At 49.3% G+C, this 19,711-nt stretch carries 11 protein-coding genes and 1 pseudogene; 1 reads left to right on the top strand and 11 read right to left on the bottom strand.

All coding sequences use genetic code 11. The features are described from left to right. The 9 genes and pseudogenes from EJO50_RS04785 to EJO50_RS04740 form a co-directional block, all read right to left on the bottom strand. Positions 1 to 903, bottom strand: coding sequence for a carbohydrate ABC transporter permease (locus EJO50_RS04785; RefSeq protein ID WP_125971981.1), 903 nt, complete (start codon positions 901 to 903; stop codon positions 1 to 3). Between the two features lie 122 nt (positions 904 to 1,025). Beyond that, positions 1,026 to 2,270, bottom strand: coding sequence for an ABC transporter substrate-binding protein (locus EJO50_RS04780; protein WP_125971979.1), 1,245 nt, complete (start codon positions 2,268 to 2,270; stop codon positions 1,026 to 1,028). Positions 2,271 to 2,445: 175 nt separating this feature from the next. Continuing rightward, positions 2,446 to 3,054: a response regulator transcription factor gene (locus EJO50_RS04775; RefSeq protein WP_125971977.1), complete on the bottom strand. Its 609-nt coding sequence runs from the start codon at positions 3,052 to 3,054 to the stop codon at positions 2,446 to 2,448. 114 nt (positions 3,055 to 3,168) lie between these two features. Then, a complete protein-coding gene (locus EJO50_RS04770; RefSeq protein WP_125971975.1) occupies positions 3,169 to 5,436 on the bottom strand; it encodes a PAS domain-containing sensor histidine kinase in 2,268 nt (755 codons plus the stop codon). A 296-nt stretch (positions 5,437 to 5,732) separates the two neighbouring features. Beyond that, positions 5,733 to 6,413, bottom strand: coding sequence for a Bax inhibitor-1/YccA family protein (locus tag EJO50_RS04765; protein ID WP_125971973.1), 681 nt, complete (start codon positions 6,411 to 6,413; stop codon positions 5,733 to 5,735). Between the two features lie 68 nt (positions 6,414 to 6,481). Further along, positions 6,482 to 7,455, bottom strand: a pseudogene (locus EJO50_RS04760) (enoyl-CoA hydratase/isomerase family protein). A gap of 342 nt (positions 7,456 to 7,797) precedes the next feature. After that, positions 7,798 to 9,237 carry a metalloprotease TldD gene (gene tldD, locus EJO50_RS04750; protein WP_125971968.1) on the bottom strand — a complete coding sequence of 480 codons (1,440 nt, stop codon included), beginning with the start codon at positions 9,235 to 9,237 and terminating at the stop codon, positions 7,798 to 7,800. A 260-nt stretch (positions 9,238 to 9,497) separates the two neighbouring features. Then, entirely contained in the window at positions 9,498 to 10,301 is an 804-nt protein-coding gene (locus tag EJO50_RS04745; RefSeq protein WP_125971966.1) for a carbon-nitrogen hydrolase family protein, read from the bottom strand. Between the two features lie 17 nt (positions 10,302 to 10,318). Then, positions 10,319 to 14,107 carry a YhdP family protein gene (locus tag EJO50_RS04740; protein WP_125971964.1) on the bottom strand — a complete coding sequence of 1,263 codons (3,789 nt, stop codon included), beginning with the start codon at positions 14,105 to 14,107 and terminating at the stop codon, positions 10,319 to 10,321. 166 nt (positions 14,108 to 14,273) lie between these two features. Between EJO50_RS04740 and glnE the strand changes: the two genes are divergently transcribed. Continuing rightward, positions 14,274 to 16,964, top strand: a complete 2,691-nt coding sequence (gene glnE / locus EJO50_RS04735; protein WP_125971962.1) for a bifunctional [glutamate--ammonia ligase]-adenylyl-L-tyrosine phosphorylase/[glutamate--ammonia-ligase] adenylyltransferase — start codon at positions 14,274 to 14,276, stop codon at positions 16,962 to 16,964. Between the two features lie 232 nt (positions 16,965 to 17,196). Here the strand turns inward: glnE and EJO50_RS04730 are convergent, their stop codons facing one another. Both EJO50_RS04730 and aspS read right to left on the bottom strand, forming a co-directional pair. Beyond that, the gene (locus EJO50_RS04730; RefSeq protein WP_125971959.1) at positions 17,197 to 17,493 is read right to left on the bottom strand and encodes a hypothetical protein; all 297 of its coding nucleotides are present in this window, start codon (positions 17,491 to 17,493) and stop codon (positions 17,197 to 17,199) included. Between the two features lie 282 nt (positions 17,494 to 17,775). Then, positions 17,776 to 19,581, bottom strand: a complete 1,806-nt coding sequence (gene aspS, locus EJO50_RS04725) for an aspartate--tRNA ligase (protein WP_125971957.1) — start codon at positions 19,579 to 19,581, stop codon at positions 17,776 to 17,778. Between the last annotated feature and the right edge of the window lie 130 nt (positions 19,582 to 19,711).

The raw sequence follows: 19,711 nt of genomic DNA, 5'->3' as shown, positions 1-19,711 counted from the left end.
TTATTTTCCATTTTTCTTGCCTCGCAATTCCGAATAAAGATAGGGCACGACCAGTGCAGCAACAGTTGCCAGCATCATCATCGAGCTAGCCGCCCCTACACCCATTTGCCCGCGGGTAAATGCCATTGCATACATAAAGGTAGCGGGCACATCGGAAGAAAACCCCGGCCCACCTCCCGTTAATGCCATCACCAGATCAAAACTCTTAATAGCAATATGAGACAGAATCATCAGAGTGGAAAAAAAAACCGGCCTTAATGCAGGAAGAATAATTTTCCAGTAAATTCTGGTTAAAGAAGCACCATCAATTTGTGCAGCTTTTAATATGGAATCGTCCACGCTACGTAAACCAGCCAGAAACAGTGCCATAACAAAACCCGATGATTGCCATACCCCTGCAATCACCACGGTATAAATCGACATTTCGGAATTAACCAGCCAATCAAAAGTAAACTGAGTAAAACCCCAGTCATGCATAAGCTTTTCTAAGCCCAACCCGGGATTTAACATCCATTTCCACGCAGTACCCGTAACCACAAAAGAGAGGGCCATTGGATAGAGATAAATCGTGCGTAATATACCTTCACCACGGATTTTCTGATCTAAAAAAATAGCCAGACTAATACCGATTACCATTCCACTACTAATAAATAAACCTGCAAAGATAAATAGATTTTTTACAGCAACCCACCAACGCTCACTTTCAAATAAAACCTGATACTGCGCTATTCCCACCCACTCTAAATTAGGCATTAAACGCGAAGCCGTAAACGATAAATAACCATTCCAAAGAATAAAACCATATAAAAAAATCAAGGTCAGTAAAAATGAAGGTGCTAAAACAAGACGCGGCAGCCAGCGCTCCGCGAAGCCATATTGTGCTTCCTGAGCGGATCTAGACATTGTTTCCTCCGGAGTTTTTTAGTCTCGCATGCAAGGCAATCTCATAAGAAACAAAGAAATCCACTTTATTTCTTATGAGAGAAGCAGACAAAACGGGGCAGTATCCCCGTCGGCAACAGCATTTATTTAATCTTTGCTGCCGCAGCCAACTTCACGCTTGCTTGCTGAGCGGTCATGGTGTCATCATTCCAGAATTGCGAAATGACATCGACCACCGCACCTTGAGTAGCAGAATACATTGCCATTCCATGCGCCCAGGATGGCAGCAATGATCCTTTGGCTGAAGTGGCTTTAAAATCCTCAGCTGATTTCTTGCCACAATCATCGAATTTGCTCATATCCAGGCCTTGGCGAACAGGAATTGAACCTTTATTCAAATTAAAGGTTTCCTGAAATGCGGGGCTCATCAATGTTACAGCCAGATCTTTCTGCCCTTTTTCAGCCTCTTTATTTGGCAGTTTAAACATAGCGAAACTATCGATATTAAAAGTGTAAGCGCCCGCAGTGCCAGGCGCTGCCACACAGAGAAAATCTTTACCCGGAACTTTACCTGCAGCCAGGAATTCTCCCTTGGCCCAGTCGCCCATAATCTGCATGGCGGCTTTACCACTGATAACCATTGACGTAGCCAGATTCCACTCCCGTCCAGAGGCATTTTTATCGGTGTATAGCTTGAGTTTTTTGTAGGTACTCAGCACCTTAATCATATTGGCGCTGGTTAACGTGGCGGGGTCTAACTGAATAAAGGCTTTTTTATAGAAATCACTGCCGCCCACCCCTAAGGCAACCGCTTCAAATACTGTGGCGTCCTGCCAGGACTGGCCGCCATGGGCCAGTGGCTGAATGCCCGCTTTTTGTAGGGCATCGGCCGTTTTAAAAAACTCATCCCAGCTTGTGGGCACCTTGGCATTTGCTTTTTTCAATAAATCAGGATTCACCCACAACCAGTTTACTCGATGCACATTCACAGGAGCTGCCACGTAGCTGCCTTTGTATTTCATGATGCTGGCAACCTCGGGCGGCAATAATTTATCCCAGCCTTCTTTTTTAGCCACATCATCTAAAGAAGCCAGCACACCTTCATTACCCCATTCCTGGATAGATGGCCCTTTGATCTGAGCTGCAGCTGGCGGCTGACCAGATACCACACGGGTTTTAAGCGCCGTCATTGCGTTATCCCCTGCCCCGCCAGCAACCGCAAAATCTTTCCACTTATGACCTTTGGCTTCCAGCATTTTTTTAAGCTCAACAGCCGCTTTTGCTTCCCCTCCGGAAGTCCACCAGTGTAAGACTTCAATATCTGCTGCATGTACAGAAAATGCAATTGAACAGCTAGCCGTCAACAAACTCACCTTCAGTTTCTGCATTATCGTCATCCTTATGTTGGGTATGCACTTTGCTGGCTTTGTGTGCCCTAATGACTCTAGTTTGGCAAAAAAGCCATTTATATGAGGCAAAACACCATTAGCACTTGACCTTAGGTAAAATACCTTAGTCAACATAAACCAACACAGGAATAACGCTTTTTATTTCATGCAGAAATTAAATCTCGGAAATTTGTACTCCTTTTAACGAGGCCGCCAAGCCTCCTGCCGAGCGCACTTTTAATTTGGTATAAATACGCGCACGGTGGACTTCTACCGTTTTGATACTGATATCCAGCTCATCAGCAATTTGCTTGTTTAAGCGACCAGTAAGTAATTCACGCAGCACTTCACGCTCGCGGGGAGTAAGGCTTTCCAGGCGCTCATCCAGTGACTGGCGGGCATTCCAGGCACTTCGTGCCTCTTCATCTCTGGCAAGGCAAGCTTCAATTCTGGAAACCAAAAGGCTGTAATCACATGGTTTCTCCAGGAAATCCATGACGCCATCTTTAACTGCGGCAACGGCCATCGGTACATCGGCATGGCCCGTTAGGAAAATAACCGGAGGTAAATAAAATGCATTTTTTAATTCAGAATAAAGCTCTAAACCACTCATGCCCGTCATACGAACATCAATAATCAGACAGCTATAATCTGCCGCATCAGCCTCATTTAAAAAATGCTCTGCTGATTCAAAGCCAAAAACAGGCCATTGATGTGCTTCGAATAAAATTTGCAATGCATCACGAACAGCGGAGTCATCATCAATTACAGCAATTGGTCGCATACGATTACCTTTCAAAATAAAAATACTTAAGAGGACCATGAAAGTCACTATTGTTACCCCCTATTACCAGGAATAAACATTGAATCAGTGATTTCTCGATGGTTCGGCTCTCATTCAAGATAAAACAATAGGAAGGCGGAAAATAAAACAACTACCGCCATCAGGATTGGCCTGAATTTTTAAGTGCCCTTGGTGTTGTTCAATAACAGAGCGACAAATATTCAAACCAATCCCCATTCCTTCGGGCTTACTGGTATAAAAAGACTGAAATAACAGCGCAGGGTTTTCAATTCCCGACCCTCGATCGGCCACACACACTTCCAGCCAGTCTTTTCCTGCATAGGCACTGACTTTGATTTCTCTTTGTTCCACAGGGGTTTCTATCATTGCCTCCATACCATTCTTAATTAAGTTAAATAGCACCTGCTCCAGCATCACACCATCCCCCATCACATTGGGTAAGTCAGAGCTTAAGTCTAGAACAATACGGCTCTGATATTTTCTGGCCATGGGTTCCAGTAATTGCATAGGCACAGCTAACAACTCGACAAAATCACACGGTTCGCTACGTGGTGCCCGGCGGGATGAAAAATTACGAATCCCACTGATAATCTGCCCGGCGCGGCGCGCCTGCTCTCCCATTTTAGCCAGAATATGCCTGACCGAATTCTTTTCATCCCGAGATAAAATTTCCTCACCTGCAGCAGCATAACCAGCAATGGCCGCCAATGGCTGATTCAGCTCATGTGCCAGGCTGGATGCAAGCTCACCCATACTGACCAATCTGGCCGTATGCTGAAGTTTTTCCTCCCGTCCGCGCTCTTCTTCGGCAATCTGCCGCCTTTCTGTAATATCTGCGGCAATTTCCAGCCAGGCCACCAGCCCGTCTACCCACTGAATACGGCGGCGCTGTACCAGAAACCAGCGCCCGCTAATTGGGTCTTGCCGCTCAGAAGTTGCCTCACCCATGGGCAAAAATGGCCACATGCAGCACGCACCATCGGCCTGCAGCGGAAAAGTGTGGTTATGATGCCGATTCCTGTAGCGCACTACACCGCTATCCACATCAAATACTGAAACCGCAGCATCCAGCCCTTCTAAAACGGTAAGAAGCTGCTTGCGCGATTCTGCCAACGCTTCCCGCTCACTTTGTAGTTCGGTTACATCATATAAAGAAGCCATCCAGCCACGGTGCTCGCCACGACCATCAACCAGACGTGAAGAATAAAGCCGCACATCAAAGCGCTCGCCATCGCGGCGCATAAAACGTAGCGCAAAACCACTTACCGGGCATTCGCCTGATAAAAGAGAATTCCAGGCTGCAGCACAGGCACTAAGCTCTTCCGGAGCCCAATAAGGCATAGGAGAAGACTTACCCAGCAATTCAGCCTGTGATCTGCCTACCATGCTGCAAAAAGCCAGATTTGCGTAAATCAAATGCCCTGAAGTATTGATAGCCAGCAAGCCGGTTGTGAGGGAATCCTCCATCGCAGCGCGAAAACGCATCTCGTCGCGTAATGCTCCCTCTGCCCGCTGGCGCTGCTGCATCCGCTTTTTCAGCAGCGTTAAAGCCCAAAGTAAAGACACCAGCAGAACAAAAACCACACCAAGCAACCAGAGCTGAGTAACCGGCGTCTTTTCATGCCGTACACTGGCTCGTAATTTCAAGCCATGGCCCAGCGGCTCAAAACCCACTGCCCTGCTAATACCCGTCTGATTAATCCGCGCATCATGCGGGGCCAGCACATTGCCCTTATCATCAAGCAAAGATAAATCATAACGCTGCACCATCCACCAGGGCACTCGCTGTTGCAAAATAGCGGGCAGCGCATAACTGGCCAGCACCGCCCCCAAATACACCGTCCCTTTAAAAATAGGGACAACCAGTACGACCTGTGCAACTTTGGGCTCACCCGACATAATCACTGTGGAATATAAAACATATCCCAGCGTAGCAGCACCGTCGATCACCTCTAGCAGCAAAGGATGATCCAAAGGCACCAGGCTTCGTGGACGTGAGCTATAGGCAGGCAAACCCCACACTCGCTTACCCGAAGAATTAACGTAATCAATTGACAACATTTCAGGAGACGCACGCAGCAAGCCATCTGCTCTGGCACGAAAATCCTCCTCTCGCAAAGCATTGGCCGAAAGGCCATAGGCCAGATTTTCAATCGCATTCTGATTTGTTTGCAAATGCAAACGCAGACCCTGCTCTTGCCATAGTAAGTCCTGCGACAGGACTGTATCCTGGGCATTTCTGGCCTGGCGAAAATCAAGCCAGACAAAACTTGTCAGGGCAAGCAGCACAAGGCTAATCGAGATGTAGGCGAGCCACCACAGCCAATGCTGACCGACTCGGCGCATTAGAGAAGAATTCATAATTGGCCAGCTTGGGGCATAAAGGAAAAAAGCATCTTGGCCAGTTTAGTGCATCAGAAATAATATTACTTTTATTACATTTATGGCGTAAGGGCACATAAACAAGCGAGGAGGATAGGGTGCATTGTATTTACCCCACATACGGTAAAACCCCAATAGAAAAAAAACGCCAGAACAAACTGCTCCGGCGTTTTTAATCAATCATAATAAGAAAGATAACATAAACAAACTATTTTCCATAAAAAACAAAGGGTTATAAACAATATAAAAAATAATCTCTAAATTCTACCCTTTCATTAATCGCGACTATTACCTGTAAAAGCCATGATCAAATTTAGCAAACTGGTAAATAAATTGTAAACATTCAGGTAAAGACTCAGTGTAGCACTCACATAATTAGTCTCACCACCGCTTACAATCCGGCTTACATCATACAAAATAAACCCGGAAAAAATCAGAACTGCCACAGCTGAAATAGTCAGAGACAGCGCCGGAATCTGGAAAAAAATATTAGCCAGCGCAGCCAGAATAATGACCACCAGACCAATCATTAAGAATTTTCCCATAAAGGAAAAATCTTTCTTTGTAACAGTAGCAATCGTAGCCAGGGTAAAGAAAATCGCACCAGTACCGATGGCTGCCATAGCAATCATTTCTGCACCGTTGCTAAAACGCAAAGCCACCTGCAACATTTGCGATAGCCACAAGCCCATAAAGCCGGTATAGCCCAACAAAATGAATACGCCTGCCGCACTCTCTTTGGTTTTTTCAATAGCATAAAAAGAACCAAAGCTAATCGCCATAAAAACAATAAAGCCCATAAATGGCGACATGCGGAACTGCATAGCAATACCCAAAAAAGCGCCAATTGCTGTTGGCACCATCGTCAGTGCCAGCATAAAGTAAGTATTACGTAACACCCGGTTACGCTCAGTTGACAGCGCAGAGCTGCCATAAGCGGTAGTATTCAGTTGCATTATCGTGTCTCTCCATTCGCACGGATCAGCCGTGTATGTCGGGTAGATTGGTGTGGTTTAAAAAAGTTTCAAGGGGATCGAAAGAAAGATTCAATATTTGCCGCTTTTACCAGGGCAAGCTCTTTGGGCTCCCATTGGGGTTGATCGTCCCTGTCAATCAGCTTAGCACGTACGCCTTCATGAAAATCACCATGGCGTAAACAATTTCTTGCCACTGTCCATTCCATTTCCACCACTTCATCGTAAGACAGCCATTGCGCCCGCTGCGCCATTTCCCACGTTAAATAAATAGAAGTCGGAGATCCCGCGCCCTGCAGCTCCGCAGCCAGATGTAAAGCAGGTGCATCACCCTGGTACGATTGAACCCGCTCACAAATAGCAAGCAGATCATCACCTGCGCAGATAGCTGCCACTTCATCGGCCAGGGGCAGCCACACCGATTCAGGCAAGGGGCAAGGCCAGGCGGCAGACAAGGCAGCAAGTGCACCAGTGGCCAGCTCTGCATCACGCTCCCCCAGGCCGCTCCATGGCAATTCTTGCAAAGTAGCGATCAAGCCATCAAAGGTCTTTGATGGCAAAGCAAACTCCGCCGCACCAAAAGCCAGCGCATCTGCCGCATTCAGACGGCTGCCGGTCAGTGCCAGCAAACGCCCCATCTGTCCTTTTAACTGTTGCAGCCAAAAGCTGGCACCCACATCAGGAAACAGGCCTATGCTGACTTCCGGCATGGCTAAAACACTCGATTCAGTCACTATCCGGTGGCTAGCCGCAGCAAAAATCCCCCAACCACCCCCATAATAATGCCATTTCCCCATGCAATGACCGGCTTGGGATAACGGTGCAATTCCCGGCACAAATCATACTCATGGCGAAAGAAATCATCTCCTTCGTACAAGAATTCTGGCTGACTCATGGCATGATAAAGCGCACGAATATCACCGCCTGCACAAAAAGCCCGCTCACCCTCACCGCGCACCAGCACCGCCACCAGCGATGAATCATGCCGCCAGGCCTCAATCTGCTCACGGATCTTCAAAACCATCGGCAGACTTTGCGCATTTAACCTGCTGGAAGCCAATAAGATTTCACCCAAAAATACGCCATTACCCAACGCAATCTGCTGAAAATGCACCATCTTTTATAATCTCTCTTTTAAACAAAGGGGAGTGCTGCAAATATGAATTGATACATAGGATGGGTGATATGCGGTACATAATGGCAAAAACACCACCCCGGTACAAAACCCAGATTTTAAACCACGGCAGAAGAGGGAGAACACAGAGGGGCACGGAGAAAGATAGAAGAAAAATTGGATTTTCTCCGTGAAACGCCGTGTTTTCTGAGCCCTTTGTATTTCAGGATGTGGGTTTGGGCCACGGGCTGATTAGCCCCCCGTACCACCTACTGTCAGGCCACCGTCAATACGCAGGGTAGGCTGCCCTACACCAACAGGCACGCTCTGGCCTTCCTTGCCACAAGTGCCCACACCCGGATCCAGCGCCATATCGTTGCCGATCATCGAAACGCGCGTTAATACATCAGGGCCGTTGCCGATCAGGGTTGCTCCTTTCACCGGATACATCAGCTTGCCGTCTTCCACCCACCACGCTTCAGCAGCAGAAAATACAAATTTACCACTGGTGATATCAACCTGCCCCCCGCCAAAATTAGCCGCATAGAGGCCACGCTTGATCGAGCCGATAATTTCTTCAGGCTCCGCGCTGCCACCCAGCATCAGGGTATTGGTCATACGCGGCATAGGCAGATGAGCAAAACTTTCACGGCGGCCATTGCCGGTCAGAGGCATATTCATCAGGCGGGCATTCAGGCTGTCTTGCAAATAGCCTTTTAAAATACCGTCTTCAATTAATACGGTGCGCTGTGTCGGATTACCTTCGTCATCAATATTGAGCGAGCCACGGCGGTCAAGGATGGTGCCATCATCCACCACGGTTACACCCTTAGCCGCAACCTGCTGGCCAATCTTGCCGCTAAATGCAGAAGAGCCCTTGCGGTTAAAATCGCCTTCCAGGCCATGGCCAATCGCTTCATGCAACAAGATACCCGGCCAACCCGAACCCAATACCACGGTCATTTCACCGGCAGGCGCCGGGCGGGCATGTAAATTAAGCACTGCCTGATCGACTGCTTTTTTTGCGTAATCCAGCACCACAGCATCATCAAAATAGCCATAGGCAAAGCGGCCACCACCGCCTGCACTGCCCTGCTCACGCAGACCGTTTTCTTCCACAATCACCTGAATAGACAAGCGGCACAGCGGACGCACATCGGCGGCACGATGACCATCGTGGCGAGCCACGTAAACCACTTCAAACTCGGAAGCGAGGCTCGCCATCACTTGCACCACACGCTTATCCAGGCTGCGGGCAGTGCGCTCCAGTTTTTCGAGCAGCGCCACTTTTGCCAGCTCATCCAGACTCGCCAGCGGATCAACCGGCTGATAAAGCGAATGACCCACAATATCCCGGCCTAATGCCACCGTATTGTGCCCGCCCTGACGACCAATCGCCCGCGTTGCGGCTGCAGCCTGAGTCAGCGCATTCAGGCTGATGTCGTCAGAATAGGCAAACGCGGTTTTTTCTCCTGATACAGCGCGAACCCCCACACCGGTATCAATATTAAAACTGCCTGACTTTACAATCCCTTCATCCAGACTCCATGCCTCGCTACGGCTGTATTGAAAATACAGATCGGCGTAATCAATATCATGCGTCAGCATCTGCCCAAACACTTGATCGAGTTTGGCATCGTCAAGATTAAAAGGAGTCAGCAACGTCTGGCGGGCAGTTTCTAGATGAGTCATTGTTTTGTCGCTTGTGTGAATCAGATTATTGAAAGGTATTACACACTATCTTTAGGACTCAGGGAAGGCGAGAAATCCCCTTAAGGCTCAAAAGATCATCACATATTCAGACTAAGAGCCAAAAGGTCTGTAGACACAGAGATAAATGAGCACACAGAGATCGCAGAGAAAAGCTTGAGTTATCCCCTTGGTTTTCTCTGTGTGCTCCGTATTCTCTGAGTGCTCTGTATCTACAGACCTTTTAAAACCATTCACGCTCACTAAAGTAAGCGATGCGTTAAGGCGGGCAGGATGCGTCTTATTCTGTCCATCTGGCTGGCTTTTAATTCGGCCATCACCACGCCCTCGCCGCTGGCCTGATAGGCCAGCACCTTGCCCCATGGGTCGATCAGCATACTGTGACCAAAAGTATGGCGGCCAGTGATGTGCTCGCCGCCTTGTCCTGAGGCAATCACATAACATTGATTTTCGATGGCACGGGCGCGAAGCAATACTTCCCAATGCGCCTCACCCGTGGTCTGGGTAAACGCCGCCGGTAAAATAATAAAATCGACCGGCAGCATGGCACGGAAAAACTCAGGAAAACGTAAATCGTAGCAAACCGATAAACCCACCCGGCCAAAGGGCGTATCAAAGGCCACGAGCTGATGCCCTGCTAAAATGGTATCGGCCTCCCGAAAGCATTCCGTGCCGTTATCAAAACCAAATAAATGCATTTTGTCGTAGCGCGCCACACATTCCCCGGCCGGTGAGTAAACCAGACAACTATTGTTTACCCGAGCTTCATCCCCACAAGCCAAGGGCACTGTGCCTCCTACCAACCAGACACCATACTCTTTAGCGGCAGCCGCTAAAAAACGCTGGATTGGCCCGATCCCAAAAACTTCTTTAACCGCCACTTTATCCGTGTCTTTATTACCCATAATCGCAAAATATTCGGGCAATACAATGAGCTGGGCACCTGCATTTGCAGCGTTTTTAATCAAACGTGCGGCAGTAATCAAGTTGGCCGCCACGCTTGGGCCAGACACCATTTGAATCGCTGCTGCAAGCAAAGTATTCATTTTCTCTCGCTCAATATCTATTTTCTATTGAAGGGCATGCGTGACATAGGGCTGCTTACACTTTTAATTTGCGGGTCGAGCATGCTGCCCGTGATGTCATACTCGTAAGCCACCAGCTGGCCAAGCGGATCTTTTAAGACACGCTGCAATAAAAAGGTTGCCACGCCAATTACCGGATTAATAATGGCAGTAGCCACGGCCACACTATCACCGATCACCGGCACAATCCGTACCCGTAAGTTTTGTGTGGCGGCCATAAAATTAGCATCGCCTCTGAATAAAACCTGCGCGGCAGGCCCGGTAATTACCAGATTATCGGTGCGTGCCACGCCCCGGTCGATCACGCTGTCACCACGGATTGAATCAAACTCAAAACCATCGGAAAACACGTCCCTGAAATCAAGCTGCACACGGCGAGCCAGAGATTGCAGGCTAAGAATGGATAATAAACGCCCCACACCCGGGTCAATCTTGGCAAACTGCCCGGCCTCCACATCCACGCGCAGCTTACCTTGCAGGGTGGAGAAATCAGGCGGGAACAGCTCGCCATCCCATGCCACATCACCGCTGAGCTTTGCCGGTGCACGGCGCATCGTATCCGGCACTCCTAAGCGGGTTAGCAATTTACCCAGGTTTTCAGTTTCAATCGCAAAATTGCCACTGATTCGGCCCGGTGATTTACCCCATACACCGTTCATATTCAGCTTGCCATCAGGGTTACTGATATTCACACCGCTTAAACGCCAGTTATCCCCCTGCTGTACTGCATCGACTTCTAACTTACCCAGCTGTAAATTCTTATAGCGAAAATCACTAGCCTGTAAATCAAGGGCAGGCAGCTGCTGCAAGGGCGATGCCAATTTCACCGTGCCATAGGTCTGAAATGGCAGCCATAGCTTGCTTAGGCGGCTGCTTAACTTACCTTTTTCATGACCGTTCCAGTCAAAAGTACCTGCCAGCTCCTGACTATCAATACTGCCCTTCCAGAGCGATTCACTTTGCTCCTGCGCCTTAATCCGTACATCATTCAAGCGTCTGCCCCAGCTCATGACCTGGCCAAAGCGTAAATCCGCACTCAAAAGACCCGGCCTTGCACTAGCCTGATCACCAACCAGCTCATCAGCCAGCGCCAGCCAGCTTTGTACATTTAACTCTGGCAAGCCTCCGCTGATATGAATGCCTGCTTTAGGCATCGCCGGTAACGTGCCCGCGCCCAGCATAATCTGCCCATGCGGCTTATCACCTAATAAAAGCTGCCCCTGCAAGCCCCTGTCGTAAGCAAATTCCAATAAAGTAGGATCATTTGCATTACCACTCAAACGTAAACGCAGCGGCCTGTTATCCGCGCTGTTTTTAACCAGTGGTGCAGGCAGATCAACGCTTAGACCTTGTAATGGCGATTGAATACTCAATGTATACTGAGCCTGCCCGGTATTTAAGCTGGCCTGATAAGGCACCTTGCCGTGTAAACGTTGCTTAAACGGCACACCATAACGCCCTGCCACCTCCTGAATCTCCGCCTGGCCGTTCATATTCAGCTGTAAAGCGCCCTGTGCATCGCTTGTGCCAGAGAGCCTTACACTACCACCCAATGCCTGAGCATGCGCATCTTTAATGGTCAGCGATTGTTCGGTAAAACCGATCTTCCCATCGGCTTTGCTCAGAAGCGGCACCGCACCGCCAAAATCAAGCTTATTCTCCGAAAAACGGTACTCACCCGCTATTTTGCTAGCATCGGTGTTTTCTAAGGGCAGGGCTAATTGTAAATCCAGCTCCCCTTCCCCTTCCGCTTTCAAATCATCAATAAATCCTTCGGTGCTTTCTTTAACAGGGCTTTGGTGCACAAAGCGCAAAAATTCATGAGTTGCGCCCTGTGCCTTGCCTTTTACATTCAGCATCGGAGACAGCGTATCCATGTCCGGAATCGATACCGCCACATTATGTAGATTCACTGCAAAAATTTTACCTTTACTGGCTTTGATATCCATCGCTGCACCATGAAAATCAAGGAAGGCATCGATATGTTCAATAGCCGGCCAATCATCGGCATAGGACAAAGCAACATCTTTAGCGTCTGCCGTAATTCTAAACAAGCCATCTTTAGGATTACGGAAAGGAAAGTTTTCCAGGTTACCGCGTAATTCGGCACGGCCATTCACGGCCTTACCACTTAACAAAGATGTTTTTAGCCAAAGCAAGGTTTCATCCCCCGCAGCACGGGGTAAATACAGGTAAGCACGTTTGGCTTGCAGCTCGCGAATCTCCCCTTTTAAATCAAGATGTCCCAGCCCCTTACCCGGCCAGATATATTGTGCACTGGCTTTTAAATGCGTATCTGCATTAGCCAGCTCTGCCTGTGGCACATTAAACCTCCATCCTGGCGCAGCCCGCTGCCAAACCAGCGTAAAACTTGAACGATCAAAATACAGTGGCTCTACAAACTGCGAGGGTAAAGTGAGCGATAAACCACGACTTGCTACGGTAGCCTTACCCGTGTTTTGATCCAGCCTGGCTTTTAAATCAAACCGCCCCAGTAAAGGCAAGCCCTGCTGTGGCAAAGCCAGCTCAAGCGATTCTGCATCGATTTCTGCACTGTAGATTTTTGTTTTCTGCCAGGGCCCCTGCCAGTTAATACTCAAATGCTCAATTTTTCCCTTCATTGCGCCGTCCTGATAAGCAGCAGGCAGCCAGGCAGAAAACGCACCCAAACCATTTAAATTAAATGACTGAAGCACTAAACGCTGTTTGCCCGCATTTTCCTGCTGGTAATCCAGACGACAATCTCTGCAAAGCTCGCCACTTGCTGTTGCAACCTGGGCGGCTTTCAGACGTAAAGACTGCTTATCTTGCTCGTTTTGCCAAATAAACCCGCCATCAAATACTGGCAAAAACACAGCCTGTGCCGCATCCGGCCAAGCCAGTGTCAAATTTTTTATTTTTAACTGCGTGTCTATTTTCTCAACCCCGGCGTGGGCAAAATGCACACTTCCTTTCATGCCACCTTCGCCACCCGCCTGAGTGAACCACCTCATTTCATGCGGTAATCTTTTTGCCAGTTGTTGTAAATCTACACGAGGCATATCGAGTTTTATCTGTCCGGACCAATTTTTCAGCTCGCCCACATCTCTGCCCCGCCAGCTTCCGGACAAGCTCAATCTGTCAGCCACAGCAGTCGGCGGTAAAACGGAAAGCTCGAATCGATGGGCACCAAAACGCTGCCTGATATGCATATCCAGCTTGGAAAAAACCTGCTCACCCGCTCCGTTTTGCTCATCCAGCCAGCTGAGCCTGCCGTCGCTGATTTTCAGCTCACCCTGAGCTAGCAACCAGTTAATGAAACGGTTTTCATTTTTTTCAGCCCCTCTTTTCAACTGAAAACCCGCCACAAACCACACCCCATTTTGATCACGGCGCAAATTTAAATGAGGCGCTACCGTGGCAAGACGGCTAAAGAGCAATTCACCATGCACCAGCGTCCACCAGGATAAATCAGCATCAACCGAAGTCAGCTGTAAACCGGGCTGCCCGGCGCTGTAGACTTTGAAATGGTCCACCCGTAAAAAAGGATGAACGCCCCTCCAGCCGCCTGACAAACGCCCCATTTCGATCTGACTACCAGTTGCATCAACCAGTTTTTGTACCAGCCATGGACGATATTCATCCAGACGGGGCAGCACATAAAACTGCCATGCAAGAACCACCATACAAAAGAGAAGGCTGACACCAGCCAGCACCCGCAGCAGGGCGCGGCAATGCCAGCGAAAAAAGGCAGAAAAACGTCGCAGTAGCTTGGAAAAAACAGGCATTCAGTGTAGCTCGGGCATGCCAAAATTAGGCAGTGCTGTGTTAGGCTTTGCTGACGCTTGAGCAAAGCAGGCTATCGGAAAAACACCACGACAAGCTGCAGCTTAGTGTCAAACAGCGCCCTAGGTTAGGGGATATGTGATTTTAACCGTTTTTGAGCCTCCACCGATGACTGATCTTACACAAAGTTCTAAATCCTTACTCGCCCCAGCCTTGGCGCATAGCCGGTATCTGCAACAACTGCTGCTACGCCACCCCCAGCTGGCAGAAGAAACGATGGCGCAGCTTGCCCAGCCTTACTCGCGCTCGAGTATGGAAGAACAGCTCAGTCTCCTGCCAGGCTCGGATGATCAGGTGCTAAAACAGCGTTTACGCCGCTTACGCCAGGCGGTGATGGCCAGGCTGATCAGCAGAGAGCTTGCGGGTCTGTCAGATCTTACCGAAGTAATGCACACCATCAGTGATTTGGCCGAAGTCGCACTAGCGACTGCTTTGGCATGGGTTTCCCTGCCGGACGCGCGCTATGGCCAGCCTATCGGCGAGGAATCAGGGCAGGTTCAGGAGCTGATTATTGTCGGCATGGGCAAACTTGGCGGACGTGAGCTGAATGTATCATCTGATATCGATCTGATTTTTATTTTTCCCGAAGACGGCCAGACCACGGGGCCGCGCAAAATCAGCAATTCAGAATACTTTTCTCTGATTGGCAAGCGACTCATCAGCCTGATCGGCGAAATCACAGATGACGGCTTTGTATTCAGGGTCGATATGCGGCTGCGCCCTTTTGGCGATGTCGGCCCACTGGCTTGCAGCTTTGCCGCGCTGGAAGGCTATTTACTCACCCAGGGCCGTGAGTGGGAGCGCTACGCCTGGATCAAAGCCCGTGCGCTCTCCGGTGATGAGGCCGGGCTGATGCAAATGGTCACGCCTTTTGTTTATCGCAAATATCTGGATTACGGTGCGTATCACTCCATGCGTGAGCTACACAGTCAGATCCGCCGCGAAGTGGCACGCAAAGACAAAATTGACAATATCAAGCTGGGGCCTGGAGGGATTCGTGAGATCGAATTTATCGGCCAGGTTTTTCAGCTGATCCGCGGCGGGCGCAATAAAATTTTACAACTGCGCCCAACGCAAACCATCCTTGATGAGCTGGCTCAGCAAGGCATACTCACTCACGCCGCCGTTGCCGAGCTGCAAGAAGCTTACCGCTTCTTACGCAATACCGAACACCGCTTAATGTATCTGGATGATGCACAAACCCAGATGCTGCCACTAAACGCAGACGATCAGGCCCGCATAGCACACAGCATGGGGTTTTCGGACTGGGCGCAATTCAGAGAACAGCTCACGCTTTACCGCAACCGCGTCAACCAGCATTTCGAGCATGTATTTGTACTGCCCCCTGACGAGGGCGAGGCCCATCCACAAGCCGCCATCTGGCTCAGTGCGCAAGAAGGGGACAGCACCGACCTGGCTGCTTTAGGTTTTGAAGACCCAACCGAAATTAACCGCCGTCTGGCCGCAATGCAGAGCAGCAGCCGCTATCAGCAAATGCCCGATCGCTGCCGAAAACGTGTTGATAGCATTCTGCCCCCATTAATTGAGGTTGCCGCCAGCTTTCACAACCCTGATGCGACTTTCACCCGGATTCTGGATCTGCTTGAAGCCATCAGCCGCCGCGAATCTTATCTCGCCCTGCTGGCCGAGCACCCTCGTACACTTAAACGTCTCGCCAGCCTTTACAGCGCCAGCCCCTGGGTTTCGCAATACCTTACCCGCCACCCTATTTTGCTTGATGAGCTACTCGATTTCCGCCTGCTTGAAGAGCTACCCGACTGGCCTAAACTTGGCAAAGTTTTACGCCAGGAATTAAAAGATTTAGGTGATGACACCGAAGCCAAAATGGATTGCTTGCGCCATTTTCAGCACGCGCACGTTTTCAGGCTGGTTTGCCAGGATCTGGATGGCTTACTGGCCTTAGAAACGGTTTCGGATCATTTATCCGATCTGGCCGATTTAATGCTCACCGTCACGCTGGAGCAAGTCTGGCAGGAGTTACCTAATAAACACCGGCCCGAGCCACAATTTGCTGTGATTGGCTACGGCAAACTAGGCGGTAAAGAGCTGGGTTTTGCATCGGATCTGGACATTGTGTATCTGTTTGATGACGATCACCCCAACGCACCCGAAGTCTATGCCAAATACGCCAAACGCATCGTCAACTGGCTGACGGCGCTAACGCCTGCCGGACATCTTTATGATATTGATTTACGCCTGCGCCCCAATGGCTCCTCTGGCTTACTGGTCTCCAGTATCGGTGCATTTGCCCAGTACCAAAGAGAATCTGCCTGGGTATGGGAGCATCAGGCGCTTACCCGCGCGCGCTATTGCGCTGGCAATCGTAACGTTGGCAATGCATTTGAAACCATCCGTGAAGATATTCTGCGCACGCCACGCGATTTAGCCAAATTGCGCGATGAAGTCCGCACCATGCGTGAGCGTATGCTCGAAACCCACCCGGCACACGCAGAAGACGTCAAACATGTGCGGGGAGGCATTGTCGATATCGAATTTATTATGCAATACCTGATCCTTGCCCATGCCAGTGCCCATCAGGAATTTTGCCTTAACAGCGGCAATATCGCCCTGCTGAGCACCGCCGCTCAACAAGAATTAATCCCTCCAAAAGCTGCACAACTTGCTGCTGATGGCTACCGGGAATTACGCCGCCTGCAGCACCGCAGCCGGCTCAATGGCACCGAGCTGACACCAAAGATGCTGCAGCCCATCCAGGCCCAGCTGGCAGCAGTCAGATTACTTTGGAAAACTTTATTTGAAGAGACCTTAATATCTTGATGTTCAGCTCACAATTAAGCCGAGTAAGCCTCCCATATAACAAAGGATTGCTTACGTTTTTGGAGCATAAAAAAATCAAAAGATACCAAGATAGGTCAAGTTAAAAATAAGGATCTAAGAGCACACTTTGACGCCAGCACTTTGCAAAGAAAATCAGCAATTAACTGATTTTTTCTGTAAAGCGCTGCTTGTCTCTAGCATATCAAAAGCCCAATGCTTGAGCTGCGTAAACTCAGGAAGCATCGGCAATTGACTTAGGAAAATCGGTAAAATGCACCGCAGCAGGCCCATTAGGCAGGTAATCTGCTAATAAATAAGCCTCTTCACGAATTTGCTCCATCAATGCAACCACATGCATGGGCTGAATATTAACCTCAAACCAAAACTCTTTGTGCCAGACAGGATTCAAATCCACCCTGCCGTACGACTCAAGCTCCGGCGATGCCTGGCGGCACGCAAAGCCAAGCGCGGCCAAAAAGTCAGCAAACTCTGGCCCGCTGTCACTCACTTCCAGCACAAAAGCTGCCATCCCCGGCGCGACCTGCTGTAAGTTAACATAAATGCAAGTATCAAACGGAGCCTGTACCGATTGCATACAATGGGAGCAAAAAAAGCCAGAGCGCGGCGCATACCCGCTCGCATCTGCATAAGTATCAGCAATTGGTAAGACCGGGTGCCCACAACTATGATACGAATCCACAATAAACCTTTCATCAGAAAGTGATAAATAGAATAATACGCTTTCACATTAGCGTTGGGGCAAAAAAAAACACCTACATTCGCAGGTGTTTTTTTGTAGAAATTGACATCTTTAGCTTGCAGCAACCTCGGCCTTCTGACGCAAGCGAATATGTAATTCACGCAGTTGTTTTTCGTCCACGCTATTTGGTGCATCGGTCAGCAAGCACTGAGCGCGTTGCGTTTTGGGGAAAGCGATCACGTCACGGATGGATTCTGCCCCCACCATCAAAGTCACCAAACGGTCCAGACCAAAAGCCAAGCCACCGTGCGGAGGCGCGCCAAACTGCAGGTTTTCCAGTAAGAAACCAAACTTATTTTGCGCTTCTTCGGCATCAATTTTCAGTGCGCGGAAGACTTTAGATTGCATCTCTTCACGGTAAATACGGATTGAGCCGCCACCGATTTCGGAGCCGTTCAGCACCATGTCGTAGGCTTTAGCAACACATGCACCCGGATTGGTATCCAGCATATCTTCGTGGCCATCTTGTGGTGCCGTAAACGGATGGTGACATGCAGTCCAGCGATCGGCTTCTTCGTCGTGCTCGAACATCGGGAAATCGATCACCCACATTGGCTTCCAGCCCTGGGCAAAGTAGCCGCCCGCCTCGCCCTTCTCGTGACCAATCTTGATACGCAGTGCGCCAATGGCTTCATTCACCACCTTGGCTTTGTCCGCGCCAAAGAAAATCAGATCGCCATCTATTGCGCCCGTGCGGGCAATAATTTCTTTCAGTGCCGCTTCAGAGAGGTTTTTAACAATTGGTGATTGCAGGCCGGAATGCTCGTCATTCGTCAGCTTAGTGACATCATTTACTTTGATGTAAGCCAAGCCCTTGGCACCGTAGATTCCGACAAACTTGGTGTATTCGTCAATTTCCTTACGGCTGAGCGCAGCACCACCCGGTACACGCAAGCCCACTACGCGGCCGTTAGCCATTTCTGCTGCAGAGCGAAATACTTTGAATTCTTCCGTTTTCATCAGATCAGTCAGCTCAACAAATTGCAGGGTAACCCGCAGATCAGGCTTGTCTGATCCATATAAGTGCATCGCATCGGCGTAAGTCATGCGCGGGAAGTCGGTCAGCTCAACACCAATGCCTTCTTTAAACACATGCTTGGCCATGGATTCTGTGATATCCATGATTTCGTGCTCGTTCAGAAACGAGGTTTCGATATCAATCTGGGTGAATTCCGGCTGGCGATCAGCGCGCAAATCTTCATCGCGAAAACACTTAACGATTTGGTAGTAGCGATCAAAACCCGCCACCATCAATAATTGTTTGAAGAGCTGTGGCGATTGTGGCAGCGCAAAAAACTGACCATCGTGTACACGGCTTGGCACCAGGTAATCGCGCGCGCCTTCCGGTGTGGAGCGGGTCAGCATGGGTGTTTCAATATCAATAAAGCCACGGCTGTCCAGGTAATTACGGATCAACATGGCGATGCGATAACGCAGGCGCAGATTTTTTTGCATCACGGGGCGGCGCAAATCAATCACACGGTTTTGCAGACGCACGTTTTCAGAGAGATTTTCATCATCAATCTGAAACGGTGGTGTGACAGCGGTATTCAGAATTTTGATTTCGGTAGCAACAATTTCAATTTCGCCGGAAATCAGATTTTTATTGGCTGCCCCTTCAGGACGGGCACGCACCAGACCGGTGATTTCCAGAACGTATTCATTACGCGAAGAATCAGCAATGGTAAAGGCTTCTGCGGTGTCCGGATTAATGACCACCTGCACCAAGCCTTCACGATCGCGTAAATCGATAAAAATCACACCACCGTGGTCACGACGACGATGCGCCCAACCTTTAATCGTAACGGTTTGTCCGAGGTAACGGCCATCAATAAGGCCACAGTAATCTGTACGCATTTGGTTTTCTCTTTGAATTTAATCAGTGTTGATCATGCTGGCAAGTGATTGAAACAGCCAAGGGTAAGGAAAAAACAATCAAAGCAAGAAACTGGCTCAATCGCTTGAATCCATTTATTAACGCTGGCTA

It is taken from the genome of Iodobacter ciconiae (assembly GCF_003952345.1).
Taxonomy (GTDB): domain Bacteria; phylum Pseudomonadota; class Gammaproteobacteria; order Burkholderiales; family Chitinibacteraceae; genus Iodobacter; species Iodobacter ciconiae.
The sequence above is the reverse complement of the archived record's forward strand: the minus strand, read 5'-3'. Positions and strand labels throughout refer to the sequence as shown.

Coding starts and splice junctions, on each gene's coding strand:
- EJO50_RS04730 (WP_125971959.1), bottom strand. CDS start 17,493: ATGGCAGCTTTTGTGCTGGAAGTGAGTGACAGCGGGCCAGAGTTTGCT.
- EJO50_RS04740 (WP_125971964.1), bottom strand. CDS start 14,107: ATGCCTGTTTTTTCCAAGCTACTGCGACGTTTTTCTGCCTTTTTTCGC.
- EJO50_RS04775 (WP_125971977.1), bottom strand. CDS start 3,054: ATGCGACCAATTGCTGTAATTGATGATGACTCCGCTGTTCGTGATGCA.
- tldD (WP_125971968.1), bottom strand. CDS start 9,237: ATGACTCATCTAGAAACTGCCCGCCAGACGTTGCTGACTCCTTTTAAT.
- EJO50_RS04745 (WP_125971966.1), bottom strand. CDS start 10,301: ATGAATACTTTGCTTGCAGCAGCGATTCAAATGGTGTCTGGCCCAAGC.
- EJO50_RS04765 (WP_125971973.1), bottom strand. CDS start 6,413: ATGCAACTGAATACTACCGCTTATGGCAGCTCTGCGCTGTCAACTGAG.
- EJO50_RS04770 (WP_125971975.1), bottom strand. CDS start 5,436: ATGAATTCTTCTCTAATGCGCCGAGTCGGTCAGCATTGGCTGTGGTGG.
- aspS (WP_125971957.1), bottom strand. CDS start 19,581: ATGCGTACAGATTACTGTGGCCTTATTGATGGCCGTTACCTCGGACAA.
- glnE (WP_125971962.1), top strand. CDS start 14,274: ATGACTGATCTTACACAAAGTTCTAAATCCTTACTCGCCCCAGCCTTG.
- EJO50_RS04780 (WP_125971979.1), bottom strand. CDS start 2,270: ATGCAGAAACTGAAGGTGAGTTTGTTGACGGCTAGCTGTTCAATTGCA.
- EJO50_RS04785 (WP_125971981.1), bottom strand. CDS start 903: ATGTCTAGATCCGCTCAGGAAGCACAATATGGCTTCGCGGAGCGCTGG.